Origin of the sequence: Bacillus sp. PS95 (genome assembly GCF_037963565.1) — a bacterium.
In the GTDB taxonomy this organism is placed as follows: domain Bacteria; phylum Bacillota; class Bacilli; order Bacillales; family Bacillaceae; genus Bacillus; species Bacillus subtilis.
The window spans coordinates 2,141,335-2,159,232 of the sequence record NZ_CP150160.1 but is presented as its reverse complement, the minus strand read 5'-3'; the positions used below and the strand labels follow the sequence as shown (position 1 = coordinate 2,159,232).

Annotated in this window: 15 protein-coding genes; 9 read left to right on the top strand and 6 right to left on the bottom strand. The window is 43.1% G+C overall.

The window, feature by feature from the left end; genetic code table 11:
- Positions 1 to 48 precede the first annotated feature (48 nt).
- The 6 genes from cwlS to odhB all read left to right on the top strand — a co-directional run bounded on the left by cwlS (position 49) and on the right by odhB (position 9,213).
- Entirely contained in the window at positions 49 to 1,293 is a 1,245-nt protein-coding gene (gene cwlS / locus NSQ12_RS10865) for a D-gamma-glutamyl-meso-diaminopimelic acid endopeptidase CwlS (protein WP_004399265.1), read from the top strand.
- Positions 1,294 to 1,385: 92 nt separating this feature from the next.
- The gene (locus tag NSQ12_RS10860) at positions 1,386 to 1,976 is read left to right on the top strand and encodes a superoxide dismutase family protein (RefSeq protein WP_015251895.1); all 591 of its coding nucleotides are present in this window, start codon (positions 1,386 to 1,388) and stop codon (positions 1,974 to 1,976) included.
- Between the two features lie 63 nt (positions 1,977 to 2,039).
- On the top strand, positions 2,040 to 2,954 hold the full coding sequence (locus NSQ12_RS10855; RefSeq protein WP_010886530.1) for a MoxR family ATPase: 915 nt from the start codon (positions 2,040 to 2,042) through the stop codon (positions 2,952 to 2,954).
- 10 nt (positions 2,955 to 2,964) lie between these two features.
- Entirely contained in the window at positions 2,965 to 4,881 is a 1,917-nt protein-coding gene (locus NSQ12_RS10850; RefSeq protein WP_128473988.1) for a nitric oxide reductase activation protein NorD, read from the top strand.
- 228 nt (positions 4,882 to 5,109) lie between these two features.
- Entirely contained in the window at positions 5,110 to 7,944 is a 2,835-nt protein-coding gene (gene sucA, locus NSQ12_RS10845; protein WP_015483337.1) for a 2-oxoglutarate dehydrogenase E1 component, read from the top strand.
- A gap of 15 nt (positions 7,945 to 7,959) precedes the next feature.
- The gene (gene odhB / locus NSQ12_RS10840) at positions 7,960 to 9,213 is read left to right on the top strand and encodes a 2-oxoglutarate dehydrogenase complex dihydrolipoyllysine-residue succinyltransferase (RefSeq protein ID WP_014477077.1); all 1,254 of its coding nucleotides are present in this window, start codon (positions 7,960 to 7,962) and stop codon (positions 9,211 to 9,213) included.
- Between the two features lie 49 nt (positions 9,214 to 9,262).
- Here odhB and NSQ12_RS10835 read toward each other — a convergent pair whose 3' ends face one another.
- Complete coding sequence (locus NSQ12_RS10835; RefSeq protein WP_128473986.1) at positions 9,263 to 10,228, bottom strand: bile acid:sodium symporter family protein; 966 nt, start codon at positions 10,226 to 10,228, stop codon at positions 9,263 to 9,265.
- A gap of 218 nt (positions 10,229 to 10,446) precedes the next feature.
- Here NSQ12_RS10835 and NSQ12_RS10830 point away from each other — a divergent pair, with 218 nt between their 5' ends.
- A complete protein-coding gene (locus NSQ12_RS10830; RefSeq protein WP_227057554.1) occupies positions 10,447 to 11,784 on the top strand; it encodes a sodium-dependent transporter in 1,338 nt (445 codons plus the stop codon).
- Positions 11,785 to 11,816: 32 nt separating this feature from the next.
- Here NSQ12_RS10830 and NSQ12_RS10825 read toward each other — a convergent pair whose 3' ends face one another.
- The 3 genes from NSQ12_RS10825 to dhaS all read right to left on the bottom strand — a co-directional run bounded on the left by NSQ12_RS10825 (position 11,817) and on the right by dhaS (position 16,138).
- Positions 11,817 to 12,662, bottom strand: a complete 846-nt coding sequence (locus NSQ12_RS10825) for a superoxide dismutase (protein ID WP_015251901.1) — start codon at positions 12,660 to 12,662, stop codon at positions 11,817 to 11,819.
- A complete protein-coding gene (gene sqhC, locus NSQ12_RS10820) occupies positions 12,652 to 14,550 on the bottom strand; it encodes a prenyltransferase/squalene oxidase repeat-containing protein (protein WP_227057553.1) in 1,899 nt (632 codons plus the stop codon). Before sqhC ends, NSQ12_RS10825 begins: the two co-directional genes overlap by 11 nt.
- A gap of 100 nt (positions 14,551 to 14,650) precedes the next feature.
- Positions 14,651 to 16,138 (bottom strand): aldehyde dehydrogenase DhaS, encoded by a 1,488-nt coding sequence (dhaS, locus tag NSQ12_RS10815; RefSeq protein ID WP_015714095.1) that lies wholly within the window; start codon positions 16,136 to 16,138, stop codon positions 14,651 to 14,653.
- Positions 16,139 to 16,367: 229 nt separating this feature from the next.
- Here dhaS and NSQ12_RS10810 point away from each other — a divergent pair, with 229 nt between their 5' ends.
- Both NSQ12_RS10810 and NSQ12_RS10805 read left to right on the top strand, forming a co-directional pair.
- On the top strand, positions 16,368 to 16,571 hold the full coding sequence (locus NSQ12_RS10810) for a DUF6501 family protein (protein WP_003231245.1): 204 nt from the start codon (positions 16,368 to 16,370) through the stop codon (positions 16,569 to 16,571).
- A gap of 356 nt (positions 16,572 to 16,927) precedes the next feature.
- Positions 16,928 to 17,272: a PH domain-containing protein gene (locus NSQ12_RS10805; RefSeq protein WP_003220141.1), complete on the top strand. Its 345-nt coding sequence runs from the start codon at positions 16,928 to 16,930 to the stop codon at positions 17,270 to 17,272.
- 86 nt (positions 17,273 to 17,358) lie between these two features.
- Here NSQ12_RS10805 and NSQ12_RS10800 read toward each other — a convergent pair whose 3' ends face one another.
- Positions 17,359 to 17,592: a hypothetical protein gene (locus NSQ12_RS10800; RefSeq protein ID WP_003231251.1), complete on the bottom strand. Its 234-nt coding sequence runs from the start codon at positions 17,590 to 17,592 to the stop codon at positions 17,359 to 17,361.
- A gap of 4 nt (positions 17,593 to 17,596) precedes the next feature.
- Positions 17,597 to 17,860, bottom strand: a complete 264-nt coding sequence (locus NSQ12_RS10795; protein WP_004399338.1) for a hypothetical protein — start codon at positions 17,858 to 17,860, stop codon at positions 17,597 to 17,599.
- Between the last annotated feature and the right edge of the window lie 38 nt (positions 17,861 to 17,898).

Here is a 17,898-nt window from a genome sequence, read left to right as displayed (position 1 = left end):
CAAAATACTAGCTGTTTTTACAAAAAAACAGTTTAGGAGGTTGAATGAATGAAAAAGAAGATTGTAGCCGGCTTGGCTGTTTCTGCAGTTGTTGGGTCGTCGATGGCCGCAGCACCCGCGGAAGCAAAAACGATAAAAGTAAAAAGCGGTGACTCTCTTTGGAAACTTTCCCGCCAGTATGATACGACAATATCAGCTCTGAAATCCGAAAACAAATTGAAATCAACGGTGCTTTATGTCGGACAAAGCCTTAAGGTTCCTGAAAGCAGCAAAAAAAGCACGACATCCCCATCTAACTCAAGCAAAACATCAACATACACAGTTGCATATGGTGATTCCCTATGGATGATTGCTAAAAATCATAAAATGAGTGTTTCTGAGCTTAAAAGCTTAAACAGCCTGAGCAGTGACCTGATTCGTCCGGGGCAAAAGCTTAAGATCAAAGGGACAAGCAGTTCAAGCGGATCAAATGGATCAAAGAAAAACAGCGGTTCCAATTCTTCAGGTTCTTCAAAAAGTACATATACGGTCAAGCTTGGTGACTCACTGTGGAAAATCGCAAACAGCTTAAATATGACTGTAGCCGAATTAAAAACCTTAAATGGCTTAACATCAGATACACTTTATCCTAAACAGGTGCTCAAAATAAAAGGAAGCAGTTCACCTAAGAACGGAAACAGCGGTTCCAAAAAGCCGTCAAACTCCAATCCCTCAAAAACAACGACGTACAAGGTAAAAGCAGGCGATTCACTGTGGAAAATTGCAAATCGGCTCGGAGTCACTGTCCAAAGCATCCGTGATAAAAACAATTTATCATCGGATGTGCTGCAAATCGGGCAGGTTCTGACTATTTCGGGAGCATCAAAATCTAATCCTTCAAATCCGACAAAGCCAACAAAGCCAAAAGATAACTCAGGGTCAAACATTCAAATAGGTTCGAAGATTGACAGAATGATAACGGAAGCGAAAAAATATGTCGGAGTGCCTTACCGATGGGGCGGAAACACGCCTGCCGGTTTTGATTGCAGCGGCTTCATTTATTACCTCATTAATAATGTATCATCTATATCAAGATTGAGTACGGCAGGGTATTGGAATGTCATGCAGAAAGTCAGCCAGCCGTCAGTAGGAGACTTTGTCTTCTTTACCACATATAAATCCGGCCCGTCTCACATGGGGATTTATCTAGGCGGCGGTGATTTTATTCATGCAAGCTCATCGGGCGTCGACATTTCCAATCTCAGCAATTCGTATTGGAAACAGCGGTACTTGGGCGCAAGAAGTTATTTTTAAAAATGAGTATGACAAAAAGCCTTTTATAGGCTTTTTTGTTTATACCAGACAATGATTGACCACACTGTTAGAAAAAACAAGGGGGAGACAGTATGTACCGTCTCTTGCTGTTGATGATGCTGACGGCACTGGGAGTTGCCGGATGCGGACAAAAAAAACCTCCAGACCCTCCTAACCGGGTGCCGGAAAAAAAAGTGGTTGAAACGTCAGCGTTTGGTCATCATGTCCAGTTGGTCAATCGTGAAGGGAAAGCAGTCGGCTTTATAGAGATCAAAGAATCAGATGATGAAGGCCTCGATATTCATATTTCCGCAAACAGCCTGCGTCCAGGTGCTTCTCTCGGTTTTCATATTTATGAGAAAGGTTCTTGTGTCAGGCCGGATTTTGAATCAGCGGGCGGTCCCTTTAATCCACTGAACAAAGAACACGGCTTCAATAATCCGATGGGGCATCATGCCGGAGATCTGCCGAACCTTGAAGTCGGTGCTGATGGAAAGGTAGATGTCATAATGAATGCGCCTGACACTTCACTGAAAAAAGGAAGTAAACTAAATATTCTCGACGAGGACGGAAGTGCATTTATTATTCATGAACAAGCGGACGATTATCTGACAAACCCAAGCGGCAATTCCGGTGCGCGTATTGTCTGCGGAGCCCTTTTGGGAAATAACGAGAAGCAGTAATATCATCCAAGCCCTTTTGTATTGAGCATACAGGGGCTTTTTTAGTATACTCGTTAATGGAATATGAATAGGAAAGGGAATCTGTCTATGACAACTCAACTACAGCACTTAACATTGCCGGAAGATATACAACAAAAGCTTTTATCATATAAAGAGCAGCCTATTTCCCCGGAGTTTCAATCGCTTATAGGAACATCAGGCTATGAGGCGGAGGATGAAGCCATTCTATTTGACGCCATTATTGCATTAGCCATGGGGAAAAATGTCCTGCTGAAAGGGCCTACAGGTTCAGGAAAAACAAAGTTGGCAGAAACATTGTCCAGCTATTTTCATAAACCGATGCACAGCGTCAACTGTTCAGTCGACTTGGATGCTGAGGCATTGGTCGGTTATAAAACGATTGAAAATCAATCTGGCCAGGCGACAATCGAGTTTGTTTCAGGACCTGTTACAAAGGCAATGAAGGAAGGCCATTTTCTTTATATAGATGAAATCAATATGGCGAAGCCGGAAACACTGCCTATTTTAAACGGTGTATTAGATTACAGAAAAATGATGACAAATCCGTTTACAGGCGAGGTCATACGGGCTAAAAGCGGTTTCGGAGTCATTGCAGCCATCAATGAAGGCTATGTCGGAACTGTTCCTCTGAATGAAGCGTTGAAAAACCGTTTTGTCATCATTGATGTGCCTTATATTAAAGGCGAGCTGCTGAAACAAGTGCTCATGTCTCAGTCAGCCCTGAAAGACGAGAAATTGATTGACAGATTTATCACGCTTTCCTCTGACTTGATCGTTCAGGCCAATAACGGACAGGTGTCTGAAGAAGCGGCATCCATCAGAGCTTTAATCGATACATGTGATTTAGCTGCTTATATTCCGCCGCGTCGTGCCATTGAGCGGGGAATTGTAGAAAAGCTTGATGATGATCGGGAAAAAGCGGCCGTCCGAAATATTGCAGAAACTCTATTTGAATGAGGGGGCTGCGATGAAATTTATCAAATTTAACGACAGCACGATTGATTCATTTTTATTTATGATGCTGACTGATTTGGCCAAAACACTCACCAAGAGTGAAGCGGTAGAAGTGGAGTATGGCGTTCAGTCCTATTACAATCCATTTGAAAAGAAAATCTATATGAGCCACTTTTGGAAAGACAGGGCAGCTGAGGACATGGAAGCGGGTCTGAAAAGCGACGTCTACCTGCGTTCAGTCGGAACAAGATATAGCTCGCTGCATGAGTTTGCGAACTTTTTGAATGATATCCATCGTCATCTCACCTTTAAAAGTTTTGCCAAGCAGCTCTTTATGCTGCTTGAAGACATTAGGATCGAAGAATGCATCAAACGTGAGCGCCCGGGGACGAAACATGTATTTGCGAAGCGAAAAGACATGTACAGAAAACATTTCTCAACCCAGCTGACCTTAAATTTGGAACGAAGCATTTTTACCGATGCGCTCTTTTGCGCGATCTATGTCAAGCTCACAGCGGAATCGCCGCTTGAGACCCTTCCGTCCATGCGTGAAGATATCGATTTGATGCGCCCGTTTATTGAGCAACAGCTCTTGCGTGTGTATGAAGCAGATTCGACACGGCAGGTTCTGAAAATTGTTGAGGACCTCATGGATGGGCTTGAAGAGGTGCTCGATAAAGACATGTTGAACACCTACTTCTTCTTGCCTGAGCTTGACTACGCAAAAGCTGCAGAACAGCCGTTATTTGAAGAAGAGAAAAAAGCACCGAAGCTGAGTGATGACGTCACGCTTCCAAAACAGTCAGACGGTGATGAGGATATCCATGAAGAAGAAATGCCGACATGGCACAGGGAAACAGAAGCACCGTCTAAAAGCTTCCTTCAATTTGATATTGAACACGGCGCAAAATCAGATTTAGGAAAAGATGCTTCAAGGGAAGGCGACGATGGAGATCAGGCCCTTGGCTCTGTTCAAGGATCAGCCAGACAAACGAAACGGAAAGACTATTCCAAGCTGGAAGCGTTGGAGTCCCAAAAAGACCAGCCGAACGGAGCGGGTATGGCTGACGGCAAAGAAAATAAATATGCATTTCCAATTTATAAAGAACCGCAGCCGGCAACCAGTGAAGAAGAGCATTCTTATAAACAGCAGGCAAAAACGATTGAATCGTATCAAAAGCGTTTGAAACAAATGATTCAAAAAACGCTTGAGCATAAAAAAACATTGCCGAGAACAGACCTTCATGCTGGGAGACTGAACAATAAGCTTCTTCGTTACTTCACTGAGCGAAATCCGCGCCTGTTCTACAAAAAGCAAGAACCATCTTCAGAAATCGACGCAGTTTTTACATTGCTGGTCGATTGTTCAGCCAGCATGTTCGACAAAATGGACGAAACAAAACGAGGAATCGTGCTGTTTCACGAAGCGTTGAAATCGGTAGCGGTTCCGCATCAGATTGTCGGTTTCTGGGAGGACACAAATGATGCGACCGAAACAAGCCAGCCAAACTATTTCAATACGGTTATTCCCTTCCAATCATCATTAAGACAAGAGTCTGGACCGGCCATTATGCAGCTTGAGCCAGAAGAAGATAACCGTGACGGGTACGCAATTAGGCAGATGACGAAAAAAATGCTGCATCGCAGCGAGGCGCAAAAGTTCTTAATTGTTTTCTCAGATGGAGAGCCGGCCGCATTTGGCTACGAACAAAATGGGATCGTCGATACAAGTGAGGCGGTTATCGAAGCCCGAAAAAGAGGAATAGAAGTGATAAATGTTTTTCTCTCCAACTCAGAAATAGAAGAATCGCAAATGAAGACGATTCAGGATATGTACGGAAAATTCAGTATATTTGTCCCGGATGTTGATCAGCTACCGGATGTTTTGTATCCGCTGCTGAAAAAACTGCTTCATAAAAGCATAGGATAGCCCTTAATCCTATGCTTTTTGGCGTTTGTTTTTTCGAATGATTAAATTTTTTGTTTTTTATAAAGGTTTTTTACTATTTTGTGAACAATCAAGGTAGAATCAAATTGCAAACAGTGGTAAAATATCGTTGGAAGCGTTTTTATTACATAATTTTGGACACAGCGTTCGAAAGTTATTTCAAGATAGTGAATCAATCACTTGATTATTTAAGTTGGGGGTAATATTCAAATGTTTCAAAATAGTATGAAACAACGAATGAATTGGGAAGATTTTTACGGTCCGAACCTCGGCTATGCGCTGGAGCTTTACGATCAGTATACCCAGGATCCGAACAGCATTGACCCGGATTTGAAGGAAATGTTCGACGAGCTCGGTGCTCCGCCAAGCGATATAAAAGAGGCCTCGGGAACAAAAGAAAAGGGACGTGTTACAGCCGATCTGATTCAAAAGATCGCATCCGCAGTCAGACTTGCAGAAGATATTCGAACCTATGGCCATTTGAACGCTTCCGTCAATCCGCTCAGAAAGGATGAGAAAAAGAGCGAACTTTTTCCATTATCCGATTACGGGCTAACAGAAGAGGAAATAAAAGCAATACCTGCGTCTGTCATCTGCAAAGACGCTCCTAAAAACATTACGAACGGTTTAGAAGCCATTCAGTATTTACGAAATACGTATAAAAGAACCATCTCTTTTGAATTTGACCATGTGCATGACTTCAAAGAGCGCGAGTGGCTGACAAGAAAGATTGAATCTGGCGAGCTGTTCCAGAAGAACTCAGCTGAAAAGCTGTCAGCTGTGCTGGAAAGATTGACAGAAGTAGAGGGCTTTGAGCAGTTTTTACACCGCACATTCGTCGGGCAGAAGCGCTTTTCCATTGAGGGTCTGGACGCTCTTGTTCCAGTGCTTGATGACATTATTGCACAATCTGTCAAATCAGGCACGACAAGTGTCAACATCGGGATGGCGCACAGGGGACGCCTGAATGTCTTGGCACATGTGCTCGGCAAACCGTATGAAATCATCTTCTCTGAATTCCAGCATGCGCCGAACAAAGATCTTGTACCGTCTGAGGGATCCATTGGAATCAGCTACGGATGGACAGGGGATGTCAAATACCATTTGGGGGCGAATCGGGAGCTTCAAGACGCTGAAACAAAATCAGCGCGCATTACGTTAGCGAACAACCCGAGCCACTTGGAATTTATCAATCCGATTGTTGAAGGCAGCACAAGAGCGGCACAGGAAACGCGAACACAAAGCGGATACCCGGTACAAGATGAAACAAAATCGCTGGCCATTTTAATCCATGGAGATGCTGCATTCCCTGGGGAAGGAATTGTAGCTGAAACATTGAATTTAAGCTCTTTAAAAGGGTATCAAGTAGGCGGTGCGATTCATATTATCGCCAATAACATGATCGGATTCACAACAGAAAGCGCTGAATCCAGATCGACAAAATATGCCAGTGACCTGGCCAAGGGTTATGAAATTCCGATTGTTCACGTGAATGCGGACGATCCTGAAGCTTGTCTCTCAGCTGTTAAGTTTGCGGTCGAATACCGAAAAACATTCAACAAGGATTTTCTGATTGATTTGATCGGGTACAGACGCTATGGACACAACGAAATGGATGAACCGTCAACCACTCAGCCAATGCTGTATGATGCTGTCAGAAAGCATCCGACAGTCAAACAAATTTTCGCTGAAAAGCTGGTAAAAGAAGGCGTGCTTACCGAGGAAGTCGTTCAAAACATCGAAAAATCGGTAACGAAGCGCATTGAGGATGCATATCAGAAAGTTCCGTCTAAAAAGGAACACACTGCCTGTGAAATTGAACTTCCAGAGCCTGTATCAAACGGTTTCCCAGATGTGGACACTTCGATTGATTTTGATGTGCTCCGCAAGCTGAATGGCGAATTGATCAACTGGCCGGAGTCATTTAATGTTTTCGGCAAGCTAAAACGCATTTTAGAAAGACGCGCCAAGGCGTTCGATGATGACAGAAAAGTGGAATGGTCTTTGGCAGAATCACTCGCGTTTGCTTCAATTTTGAAAGACGGAACACCGATTCGTTTAACAGGACAGGATTCCGAGCGCGGAACGTTCGCCCAAAGAAACCTTGTGCTTCATGACAGTGAGACGGGCAAAGAATTTGTGCCGCTTCATCACTTATCTGACTGCAGCACATCATTTGCTGTTCATAACAGCCCGCTGTCTGAAGGATCGGTTCTCGGTTTTGAATACGGCTATAACGTGCATTCACCGGAAACGCTTGTTTTGTGGGAAGCACAGTACGGAGATTTTGCCAACGCTGCTCAAGTGTATTTTGACCAATTTATTTCTGCCGGACGCGCGAAATGGGGCCAAAAATCCGGATTAGTCATGCTGCTCCCGCACGGTTATGAGGGACAGGGGCCTGAGCACTCAAGCGGAAGAATCGAGCGATTCCTGCAGCTTGCAGCGGAAAACAACTGGACGGTTGCCAACCTGACAAGCGCGGCACAGTATTTCCATATTTTAAGAAGACAGGCTAAAATGCTGCTTCGTGAAGAAATCAGACCGCTCGTCATTATGACGCCGAAGAGCCTTCTTCGCAACCCAAATACGGTGTCGGAAGTGCAGGAGCTCAGCGAAAGCCGCTTCCAGCCTGTTTATGAACAGTCGGGACTTTCTCATGACTATGAAAAAGTAACCAGACTTGTATTATCCAGCGGTAAAGTGTCTATAGACATCAGTGATCATTTTAATAAGTTAGAAGACGGTAAAGAGTGGCTTCACATTGCGAGAATCGAACAGCTGTATCCATTCCCGGCAAAAGGAGTCAAAGAATTATTTGCAAAACTTCCGAACCTGAAAGAAATCGTTTGGGTGCAGGAAGAGCCGCAGAACATGGGGGCTTGGGGTTATATCAGCCCGTATTTGACAGAGATTGCACCAGAGGGAGTAAGCGTTCAATATATTGGACGAAGAAGACGATCCAGCCCTGCAGAGGGAGATCCGACAGTTCATAAAAAAGAACAGGAACGTATTGTATCTGATAGCTTGACTCGCAAAAACTAAGGGGGAAATGAAAAAATGGCGGAAATTAAGGTACCTGAATTAGCAGAATCAATCTCAGAAGGAACAATAGCCCAATGGTTAAAGCAGCCTGGTGACTATGTAGAACAGGGTGAATATCTGCTTGAACTAGAAACGGATAAAGTGAATGTTGAATTGACAGCAGAAGAATCGGGTGTACTTCAAGAGGTATTGAAAGATTCGGGTGATACCGTCCAGGTCGGAGAAATTATCGGTACGATTTCAGAAGGCGCGGGTGAAAGTTCTGCCCCTGCTCCTACAGAGAAAGCAGAAAGCAAGGAAAGCGTAAAAGAAGAGAAACAGGCTGAACCAGCTGCACAAGAGGTGAGCGAGGAAGCACAATCTGAAGCAAAATCAAGAACGATCGCTTCTCCGTCGGCCCGTAAGCTTGCGAGAGAAAAAGGAATTGACCTGTCTCAAGTTCCAACTGGAGATCCGCTTGGAAGAGTGCGCAAGCAGGATGTCGAAGCGTACGAAAAACCGGCATCAAAACCGGCTCCTCAGCAAAAGCAACAGCCTCAGGCTCAAAAAGCACAGCAAAGCTTTGACAAACCTGTTGAAGTGCAAAAAATGTCACGCCGCAGACAAACGATTGCAAAACGCCTTGTAGAGGTACAGCAAACATCAGCGATGCTGACCACATTTAATGAAGTGGACATGACGGCTGTCATGAATCTCAGAAAACGCCGCAAAGATCAATTCTTTGAGCAAAATGAAGTGAAGCTCGGCTTTATGTCTTTCTTCACGAAAGCAGTCGTGGCTGCATTGAAAAAATATCCGCTGTTGAATGCAGAAATTCAAGGCGATGAGTTGATCGTTAAAAAATTCTACGATATCGGAATCGCTGTTGCTGCTGATGAAGGCCTTGTCGTTCCGGTTGTGCGGGATGCGGATCGCCTGACATTTGCAGGAATCGAAAAAGAGATTGGCGAGCTTGCGAAAAAAGCAAGAAACAATAAATTAACCCTTAGCGAGCTTCAGGGAGGCTCCTTCACGATTACAAACGGAGGGACTTTCGGTTCATTGATGTCAACTCCAATTTTAAACAGCCCGCAAGTCGGTATACTGGGCATGCATAAGATTCAGCTGCGCCCTGTAGCCATTGATGAAGAGCGTTTCGAAAACCGTCCGATGATGTATATCGCTTTATCTTATGATCACCGAATTGTAGACGGTAAAGAAGCGGTTGGTTTCCTCGTGACAATCAAAAATTTACTGGAAGATCCTGAACAGCTTTTATTAGAAGGATAATAAAAAAGGGTACATCACGATAAAGTGATGTACCTTTTTTGATGCATATTTAAAATGATAGATTGCTGCTTTTGGATCCAGCTTGTTTCTTTTTCACTTTTTTTGACCAATATGTTGCGAGCATAGAACCTGAAAGGTTATGCCACACACTGAATATTGCGCTTGGTACGGCAGATAGCGGTGAGAAATGAGCCGTGGCAAGTGCAGCCCCAAGTCCGGAGTTTTGCATGCCGACTTCGATTGCAATCGCTTTTTGAGACGGGTAATCCATTTTTAAAAGTTTTGCACAAAGAAACCCAAGTAAATAACCGATACCGTTATGCAGGATAACAACTGAAAAAATGAGCAACCCCGATTGAAGCAGATTTTCCCGATTGCCGCTGACGACAGCTGAAACAATCGCAACGATGCCAATGACAGAAACAAGCGGAAGGGCATGTACGGCTTTTGCTACTTGTTTTCTGAAAAACATTTTGACAATCAAACCTGCAATGATCGGAAATAAAACCGCCTGTAAGATTGAGATAAACAAAGACCCCGGTGAGACAGGAAGCCATTCTTTGGCAAACAGCATAATCAACAACGGTGTTACAACAGGTGCCAATAAGGTAGAAATTGTCGTAACCGCAACAGAAAGGGCAGTATTTCCTTTTGCTAAGAATGTCATAACATTAGATGCAGTTCCCCCGGGACAGCAGCCGACAAGAATAACACCAACTGCGATTTCAGCTGGAAGATGAAGCCCAAATGCGAGGCCGAAAGCAACGAGCGGCATGATCGTATACTGAGCTATTACTCCAATAATAACTTGCCAAGGCTTTCTGACCAGCTCTTTGAAATCATCGGCTTGCAGTGTAAGGCCCATCCCAAACATGATAATGCCAAGAAAAATCGTAATATAAGAACTGATCCACGTAAATAAAGATGGGAAAGAAAATCCCAGCACTGCAAAAACAATGACCCATATGCCAAAGGTTTGTCCTGCAAAATGACTTATTTTTCTAATGATGTCCATAAAAACACTCCTAACACACTTATCAAGAACTTCAGCAGAAATTCTTACAAATTTCATAACATTCTCTTATTATAAATAATTTTCTGAATAATTCAATATTAGTTTTTAGCAGATGTCTATAGATATATAATGTAAACTAATTAAAATGTTCTTGACTATATAGGAAGATATTCTTACAATGAACCTTTATAATGGTTAGATCAAATAGGAGTGATACGGTGAAGGAAGCAAATCAATGGTCTTCGAAGCTCGGCTTTATTTTAGCCGCGGCAGGATCAGCTATCGGGCTTGGTGCGATATGGAAATTCCCATATGTTGCCGGAACCAGCGGAGGAGGCGCATTTTTACTTATTTTTATTTTATTTACGGTTTTAATCGGACTGCCTTTATTGTTAGGTGAATTCATCATAGGCAGAAGAACACAGAAAGATGCCGTTCAGTCCTATAAAACACTTGCTCCAGGAACGAAGTGGCATTGGATCGGTTATTTAGGCATGGTGACGTGCTTTATTCTTCTATCTTTCTACAGTGTCGTAGGCGGATGGATTTTAATTTATGTTATAAAAGGCTTCACTGGCGGTTTATCGCAAACATCTGGTTTTGATACGATATTTGCAAGTACCATTTCAAATCCTTATTTGGCTGTAGGAGGCCAGCTGCTCTTTATGGTGGTAACAATTTTAGTTGTTGCAAAAGGGGTAAGCAGCGGAATTGAAAAAGCAAGCCAAGTATTAATGCCGGCGCTTTTTCTATTATTCATCATTTTAATGGTGCGTTCGGTTACACTTGATGGTGCGATGGAAGGAATCAAATTTTTCCTGATGCCTGATTTAACTGCAATTGATGCCAATACCATTTTATATGCAATGGGACAATCCTTTTTCTTATTAAGTGTCGGTGTATCTGTCATGGTAACGTATAGCGCTTATTTAGAGAAACAGGAAAATCTGGTACAGTCCGCTGTATCTGTAACTGTTATGAACATGCTTGTTGCTGTAATGGCCGGAATTGCGATTTTTCCAGCTGTCTTTTCATTCGGCCTCAAGCCAGACCAAGGCCCGGTTCTGTTATTTAACGTGCTGCCGACTGTGTTTAATCAAATGCCGTTCGGAATTATCTTTTTATTAGCATTTTTACTTCTATTTTTATTTGCTGCATTGACATCTGCTTTTTCAATGCTGGAAATTTTGGTCGCAGTACTGTCGAAAGGCGATGTCAATAAGAGAAAACGATTCGCTTGGTTAGGCGGAATTGCTATTTTTATTGTCGGTGTGCCGTCTGCATTATCATACGGTGTCTTAAGTGACGTCTCTATATTTCATCTGTCTATTTTTGATGCGGCCGACTATCTTGTGAGCAATATTTTAATGCCGTTAGGTGCGTTACTGATTTCGATTTTTGTCCCGCTAAAAATACCGAAACAGGATTTGTTTGACGAGCTGAAAAGCGGTTCCAATCTCAAACGAAAGTGGTTTGCGGTTTGGCTGCTGCTCATTCGATATCTATCTCCTGTTGCCATCATCATCGTGTTTTTGCATGTGGTAGGGATTTTTTAAAACACGAAGCCCCCGGGGAAAGGGGGCTTTTATTAATAGAGCTTCCAAACGACTTCTTTTGCCTGCTCAAAACGTTTTTCTGCCTCGCGCCAATCCACGACATTCCACCAGTGGTCTACATAGCTGGCCCGGTCATTTTTATATTGCAAATAGTAGGCATGCTCCCATACGTCAAGCGGTAAAAGGGGGATCACATCCCATTGGCTGAAGAGCTGGTGTTTTTCTGCCGTTAAAATCTCCAGCCGTCCTGATCGAGGTGCCCAGACCAGAATGGCCCAGCCGACGCCTTCCACTTTTTTAGCGGCTTGGGTAAAATGTTCTTTAAAAGCGGAATAGCTTCCAAATGAAAGGTCTATCATTTGGAACAATGCCCCTGTAGGACGCCGTTTTCCGTTTGGATGCATAGAAAACCAAAAAATACTATGCAAATAATGGCCCGCTCCATGGAACGCAAGCTCTCTTTCCCAATGAGTGATTAAGTCATAATTCTTTGTCGCTCTCGCTTTTTTAAGCTCTGATTCTGCTTTGTTCAGGCCATCGACATAGCTTTGATGATGTTTTGTATGATGAAGGACCATAATATCGCGTGAAATATAAGGTTCTAAGGCGGAGTATTTGTAAGGAAGCTTTGGCAGCACGTGTTTCCCTATAGGGACATAAGCGCGTCTTTCACTTGTATCATCTGATTCTGTAATATCCCGATAAAGGGCAGCGGCCTGTTTATACCAATCTTCTTCTGTTGTTTGGTCATCTTCCAGAGCCTCAATCATCTTGTCGATTTGATCTTCAAACTGGTCAAGCTGACCTCGCTTTTGAATCTGATCTTTCAGGGCTTCACACCAATTGAACATCTCCGTTTGATAAGATTCACGTTTCATTTGCTGTCTCCTTTTCAATAGAATCTAAATACTTTCCGACAGCCAGCAAAGAGAACACATATGGATAACTGTGATAGCGAATATAAAATTGCTTCGGCAATCCGATCCCTGCTGGATACGCGAGGCTATCGGCGCTATGCGAATTGCTGTTGGTAAGGTATTGCATGCCTTTCACAACTGACGGGTGTTCGGAATTTTCATATGTGAGCAAAGCGTCTAAAGCCCAGGCCGTTTGTACAATGGTTCCTCTATGAAGCGGTACATATGTTTTGATTTCGGCGCTTTTGCAGGATTCTCCCCAGCTTCCGTCATCATTTTGTATGGATTTGAGCCAACGCAGAGCCTTTTGTATACCGGGATGCTTTCGGTCAACCCCGCATGCATGCATACCAGTAAGAGCAGCCCAAGTGCCGTAAATGTAGCAAACACCCCATCTGCCGTACCAAGACCCATTTTGTTCCTGATGTTCGAAAAGCCACTTCACTGCGCGTCGAATATGTTGATGTTTTTCTGTGAAGCCAACTTTCTCGCCTAAAAAGTGCAGTACACGTCCGGTGAGGTCGGCGGTTGAAGGGTCAACTGCAGCGTCCTCGGCGGATTCAAGCGGCAGAAGACGGATCAGTGGGTGGTTCACGTTTTTTTCGAAAGCAGAAAATCCGCCGTCATTGTTTTGCATCGATAAAAGCCAAGATACCCCTCGCTCCCATGCTGCAGGAGAATGATTGCGGGGAATCGCCTTTAAAACGGCTGCAGTGTCGTCACAGTCAGGGTTATTTGTATTAATGTTTGAAAACCCCCAGCCGCCAGGAACTGAATTTGGATTTTTGACAGACCAATCTGCTGTTTTGGTATGCTGGCGTTCTAACAAAAAGTCGGCTGCTTTTGTAACAGAGCCATCCGTTTCGGTCACACCATTTTTTTGAAGGGCATAGCTGATTAGAGCTGTATCCCAAACAGTTGAAGTAGAGTTTTCCAGATAAGGAATCCCGTTGCATTTAGTCACCAGTGATTTAATGCCGGTAATCGCCCTCCTGATAACAGGAGAATAGCGTGACACACCAAGTGACAGAAGGCTGTAAACCATAAATATGGTTGCGCTCGCATAGCTGTATAATGTTCCATCTTTTTCAATCCGGTCCAGCATATACGTTTTAGCTGTCTGTAGGCCCAGCTGCTGAAAAGCAAATGGTGCATGAAAAACGCGTTTCCAATGTGACAAAATAGACGTGAGATCTCTTTCTTCGAAAGCATCAGACCGAAGCCAAGTGAAAGGATTTTTTGTCATGTGCGGATCGAGATGGCGAAGAGATGAAATATTGCGGTTAATAAGGACAAATCGCTGATTGAGTGTTACAGCCATAGGAGCAAAATGAATACGGGCATATGAGCTGAACTGATAGAAATGAATCGGCAATGTTGGGGGGAGCGCCATGAGTGATAATGGTAAATACAAAGCAGGCCAAGGATAAAGCCCGTTCGCGGCAAGCATCCATTTTGTCATAAAATGAACATGTCTCAAACCGCCATGTGAGATGATAAATTGTTCAGCTTTCTTCATGTGCGGCTCAGTTCTGTGAAAACATCCTGAAGCCAGCATCCCGACATATCCTTGGACCGTAGCCGTTAGATTTCCGCGCGTTTCATCGGGATAGTTGATAAATGTGCCGTCTGGCTGCTGTTTTGCATGAATGCCGGCTGCAGGGGATGATATCAGTTCTTTTTCATTTTCGCCTTCATCTAGTGAGGTAAGGAGCAAAATAAAAAAGGAATTTGTCATGATTGGTCCTTCAAAGCAAAATGTCCATGATCCATCAGCATTTTGCCTATCTCTTAACTCCGTAATGGTTTTCTTTTGAAAACGCCTCACTTTCTCCTGAAGTGTGCCCATCACGCTCAACTCCTTCAGAAGCATATATATTCAGCGTATTTTACTGCCATTACAGAAAGAAAAAAACTGCTGGCAGGCAGCAGTTTTTTAAACATACATGTTAGTCTTCAAGGTTTATCCATACACTTTTGACTTCTGTGTAATTATCCAAGGCATATGATCCCATTTCTCGTCCGAGTCCTGACTGTTTATAACCGCCAAATGGAGACGCCGCGTCAAACACATTATAGCAGTTCACCCAAACGGTTCCGGCTTGAAGTCGGTCCGCGATATAATGAGCCTGCTTGACGTTCTCTGTCCATAGTCCGGCCGCAAGCCCATATTCTGAATGGTTTGCCCGTTCAATAACTTCATCGACAGTTTCGTACGGAATTGCAGTCAGCACGGGTCCGAAAATTTCTTCTTTTGCGATGGTCATTTCGTCTTCAACATTCGCAAACACAGTCGGTGCGACAAAATATCCTGCTTCAAAAGGACAGCTTCCGCCGGTCACTGCTTTTGCTCCTTCATCTTTTCCTTTTTGAATATAGGAAAGAACGCGCTCATGCTGTTCCTTGCTTACGAGAGGCCCGATTTGAGTATCTTTATGAAGTCCCGCTCCTTGGCGGAGTGACTCAGCATAGGACGCCATTTCATCAACAACTTCATCATATTGGTCTTTATGAATGAAGACACGTGAGCCCGCACAGCAGACTTGGCCCTGGTTAAACATCACACCGTTTAAAGCGCCCGGGATGGCTTTTTTCAAATTCGCATCCGGCAGAAGAATATTAGGCGATTTTCCGCCCAGCTCCAATGTCACACGCTTAATGCTTTTCGCTGCGGTGGACATGATTTTCTTTCCGATTTCAGTGGAACCGGTAAAGGCAATTTTATCAACCGCTTCGTGGTTCGTCAGCGCTTCTCCCGCATCTTCACCGAATCCTGGGATGATGTTGATTACACCGGCAGGGAAACCGGCTTGGTCAATTAATTCTGCCAAATAAAGAGCTGAAAGCGGTGTTTGTTCAGCCGGTTTGAGGACGATTGTACAGCCTGTTGCAAGTGCCGCGCCCATTTTCCACATCGCCATCAGGAGCGGGAAATTCCATGGAATGATCTGGCCGACGACACCGACAGGCTCATGACGCGTATAATTAAAATAAGCGCCGGAAACCGGAATCGTCTGTCCTGTTATTTTTGTACACCAGCCGGCGTAATAGCGCATATGCTCAATAGCCAGCGGAATATCTCCATTAGTCGTTTCATTGATCGGTTTCCCATTATCAAGTGTTTCAAGCTGAGCAAGCTCAGTTTTATGCTCTTCCATTAAGTCTGCCAGCTTATACATCAGTCTGCTTCTCGAAGCTGGAGACATTGTTCTCCATTCACCTTGGTCAAAGGCTTTCCGGGCAGCTTTAACAGCTTTGTCCACATCCGCAGCCTGGGCTTCATACAGCGTCATCAAGGTTTCGCCGGTCGCCGGGTTTGGAGTGTCAAAGGTTGCCCCTGAGGCACTCGGAACAAACTTTCCGTCAATATAAAGCTTCTTTGTTCCCTGTAAAAATGTCTCCAGCCTTTTCGTCACTTGCATCGTTAAAGAACTCATCCGTAACAAACCTCCAGTCATTTTTTATGGTCTGTTCTGAGATTCTTGGTGATAGCACATTGATTCCTGGATTGAATAGCAGAAATAAGCTGTGATAGTTGCTTCAAACGTAAGCGTATACAAACATTCTATAATAGAAATCAAGGCAAAATCAATGAATAACCGATATTGCAATTTACAAAAGAAAAAAGCTACAATAAGCTTATAGATAAGAAAAGGAGATTTCATCATGATTCATAAAAATTGGCTTGAAAAAGAAACCATTAAAAAAGTAAAGTGTGTGCAGACAAACGCAAAAAAATATATCGTAAACCGCGTTTTAACGCCGGGAAAAGAATATGAAGTAAAAAATGAAACAGAGGAGTTTCTCTTTGTGGTCGACAATACGAATAAAGTCGGCGGCTATTATAAAGAATACTTCGAAGAGATGTAATGCTTCCTTGAAGCATCAAACAGATTTTGTTAAAAGCAGTCGATACATAAAACCGCAGCTCAGCTGCGGTTTTTTTGTGGTTAAAACAGGAAATATAAAACAAAATTAAAAAAATCATTAAAAACCACTTTTTTATAAAAACATTGCTGAATATTGAAACTTTTTTCTCTATATGTGCGTATTACTTGATGACAACAGCTTAAAAGCCAAAAAACAAATCAAAAATTTGAAAAATGTAATCTGTTCGTAATGGTTTAAATGTCTTCTATGTCGTATTCTTATATAGGGATAAAGGACTTATTTTTATGTAGTGAATGATAAAACAAATAGATAAATGCAGAAAGAGGGGTTCTTCATTGGGTATTTTTTCTGTTAGCAGATCAACGGACGCAAAGAAGCTTGAGGCTTTGCTCGTTGAAGGGGAAAGAATAGAATCGATTTATAAGCTCCGAGTGGACCAAATTTGCTTTACAAATAAGCGGATCATTTTCTTTGACAATAAAATGTTTTCTAAAAAGAAGGTTCGTGTATTTCTTCCATATAAAACAATTGAAAGCTTTGCCATCCAAGAAGCGGGAATGTTTGATCCGGACACTGGGCTTTTATTGATGACAAGAAGCAAAACGTTCGAATTAGAATTTGCGAAAGACACCGATTTAAGCGAGGTTCAGGCGGTGCTGACAAAGCATTTGTGCAGCTGAATATTTGATGAGCCAGCCGTTCAAAAAATGGTTAGGCTTTTTTTTATATATATAAACAAGAACAGGGCATGTGCGCCCTGTTCTTATTACACCACACTGTTTTTCGCTGAGTTCGAATCAACAAGATCTGCATCTAATACATTTGAAATCGGTACGACAAGAGGAGTAAAGTCGCCATTTTCTTCTCCAAACCCTTGATTTATTTTAGCTGATAAAAAGTAATCGACCTGCTGATACGGACCGAGTGTTAAAGAGGAACCTCGATCCATCGTATTGATTTTAAATCCGCCGACATTTACGACGGAGGGTGAAAAGAACATCTCATCACTTCCTTTTGATTGAGGAGTTAACCGCTTCACTTTCAAAAGAGGCCGGAGAATCAATTTGGTCTCTGTCATCCACATGGCTTCTCGTGCCCATAAATCCGCTCGCATCTCCAAAATTCTGTCCGTAGCCTTGATTTTTTTTATCTGAATTTTGCCATTCTGCCAATAAATTTTGTCCTACGTTAACCGCTGAAGCATTTTCAAAGGAATTAATTTTCAGCATGAAAATATTAATATTGATATACGGAGTTGGTTGAACCACAGGCAAACCTCCTTTCTATAGTTGTATGCTGGCGGTTA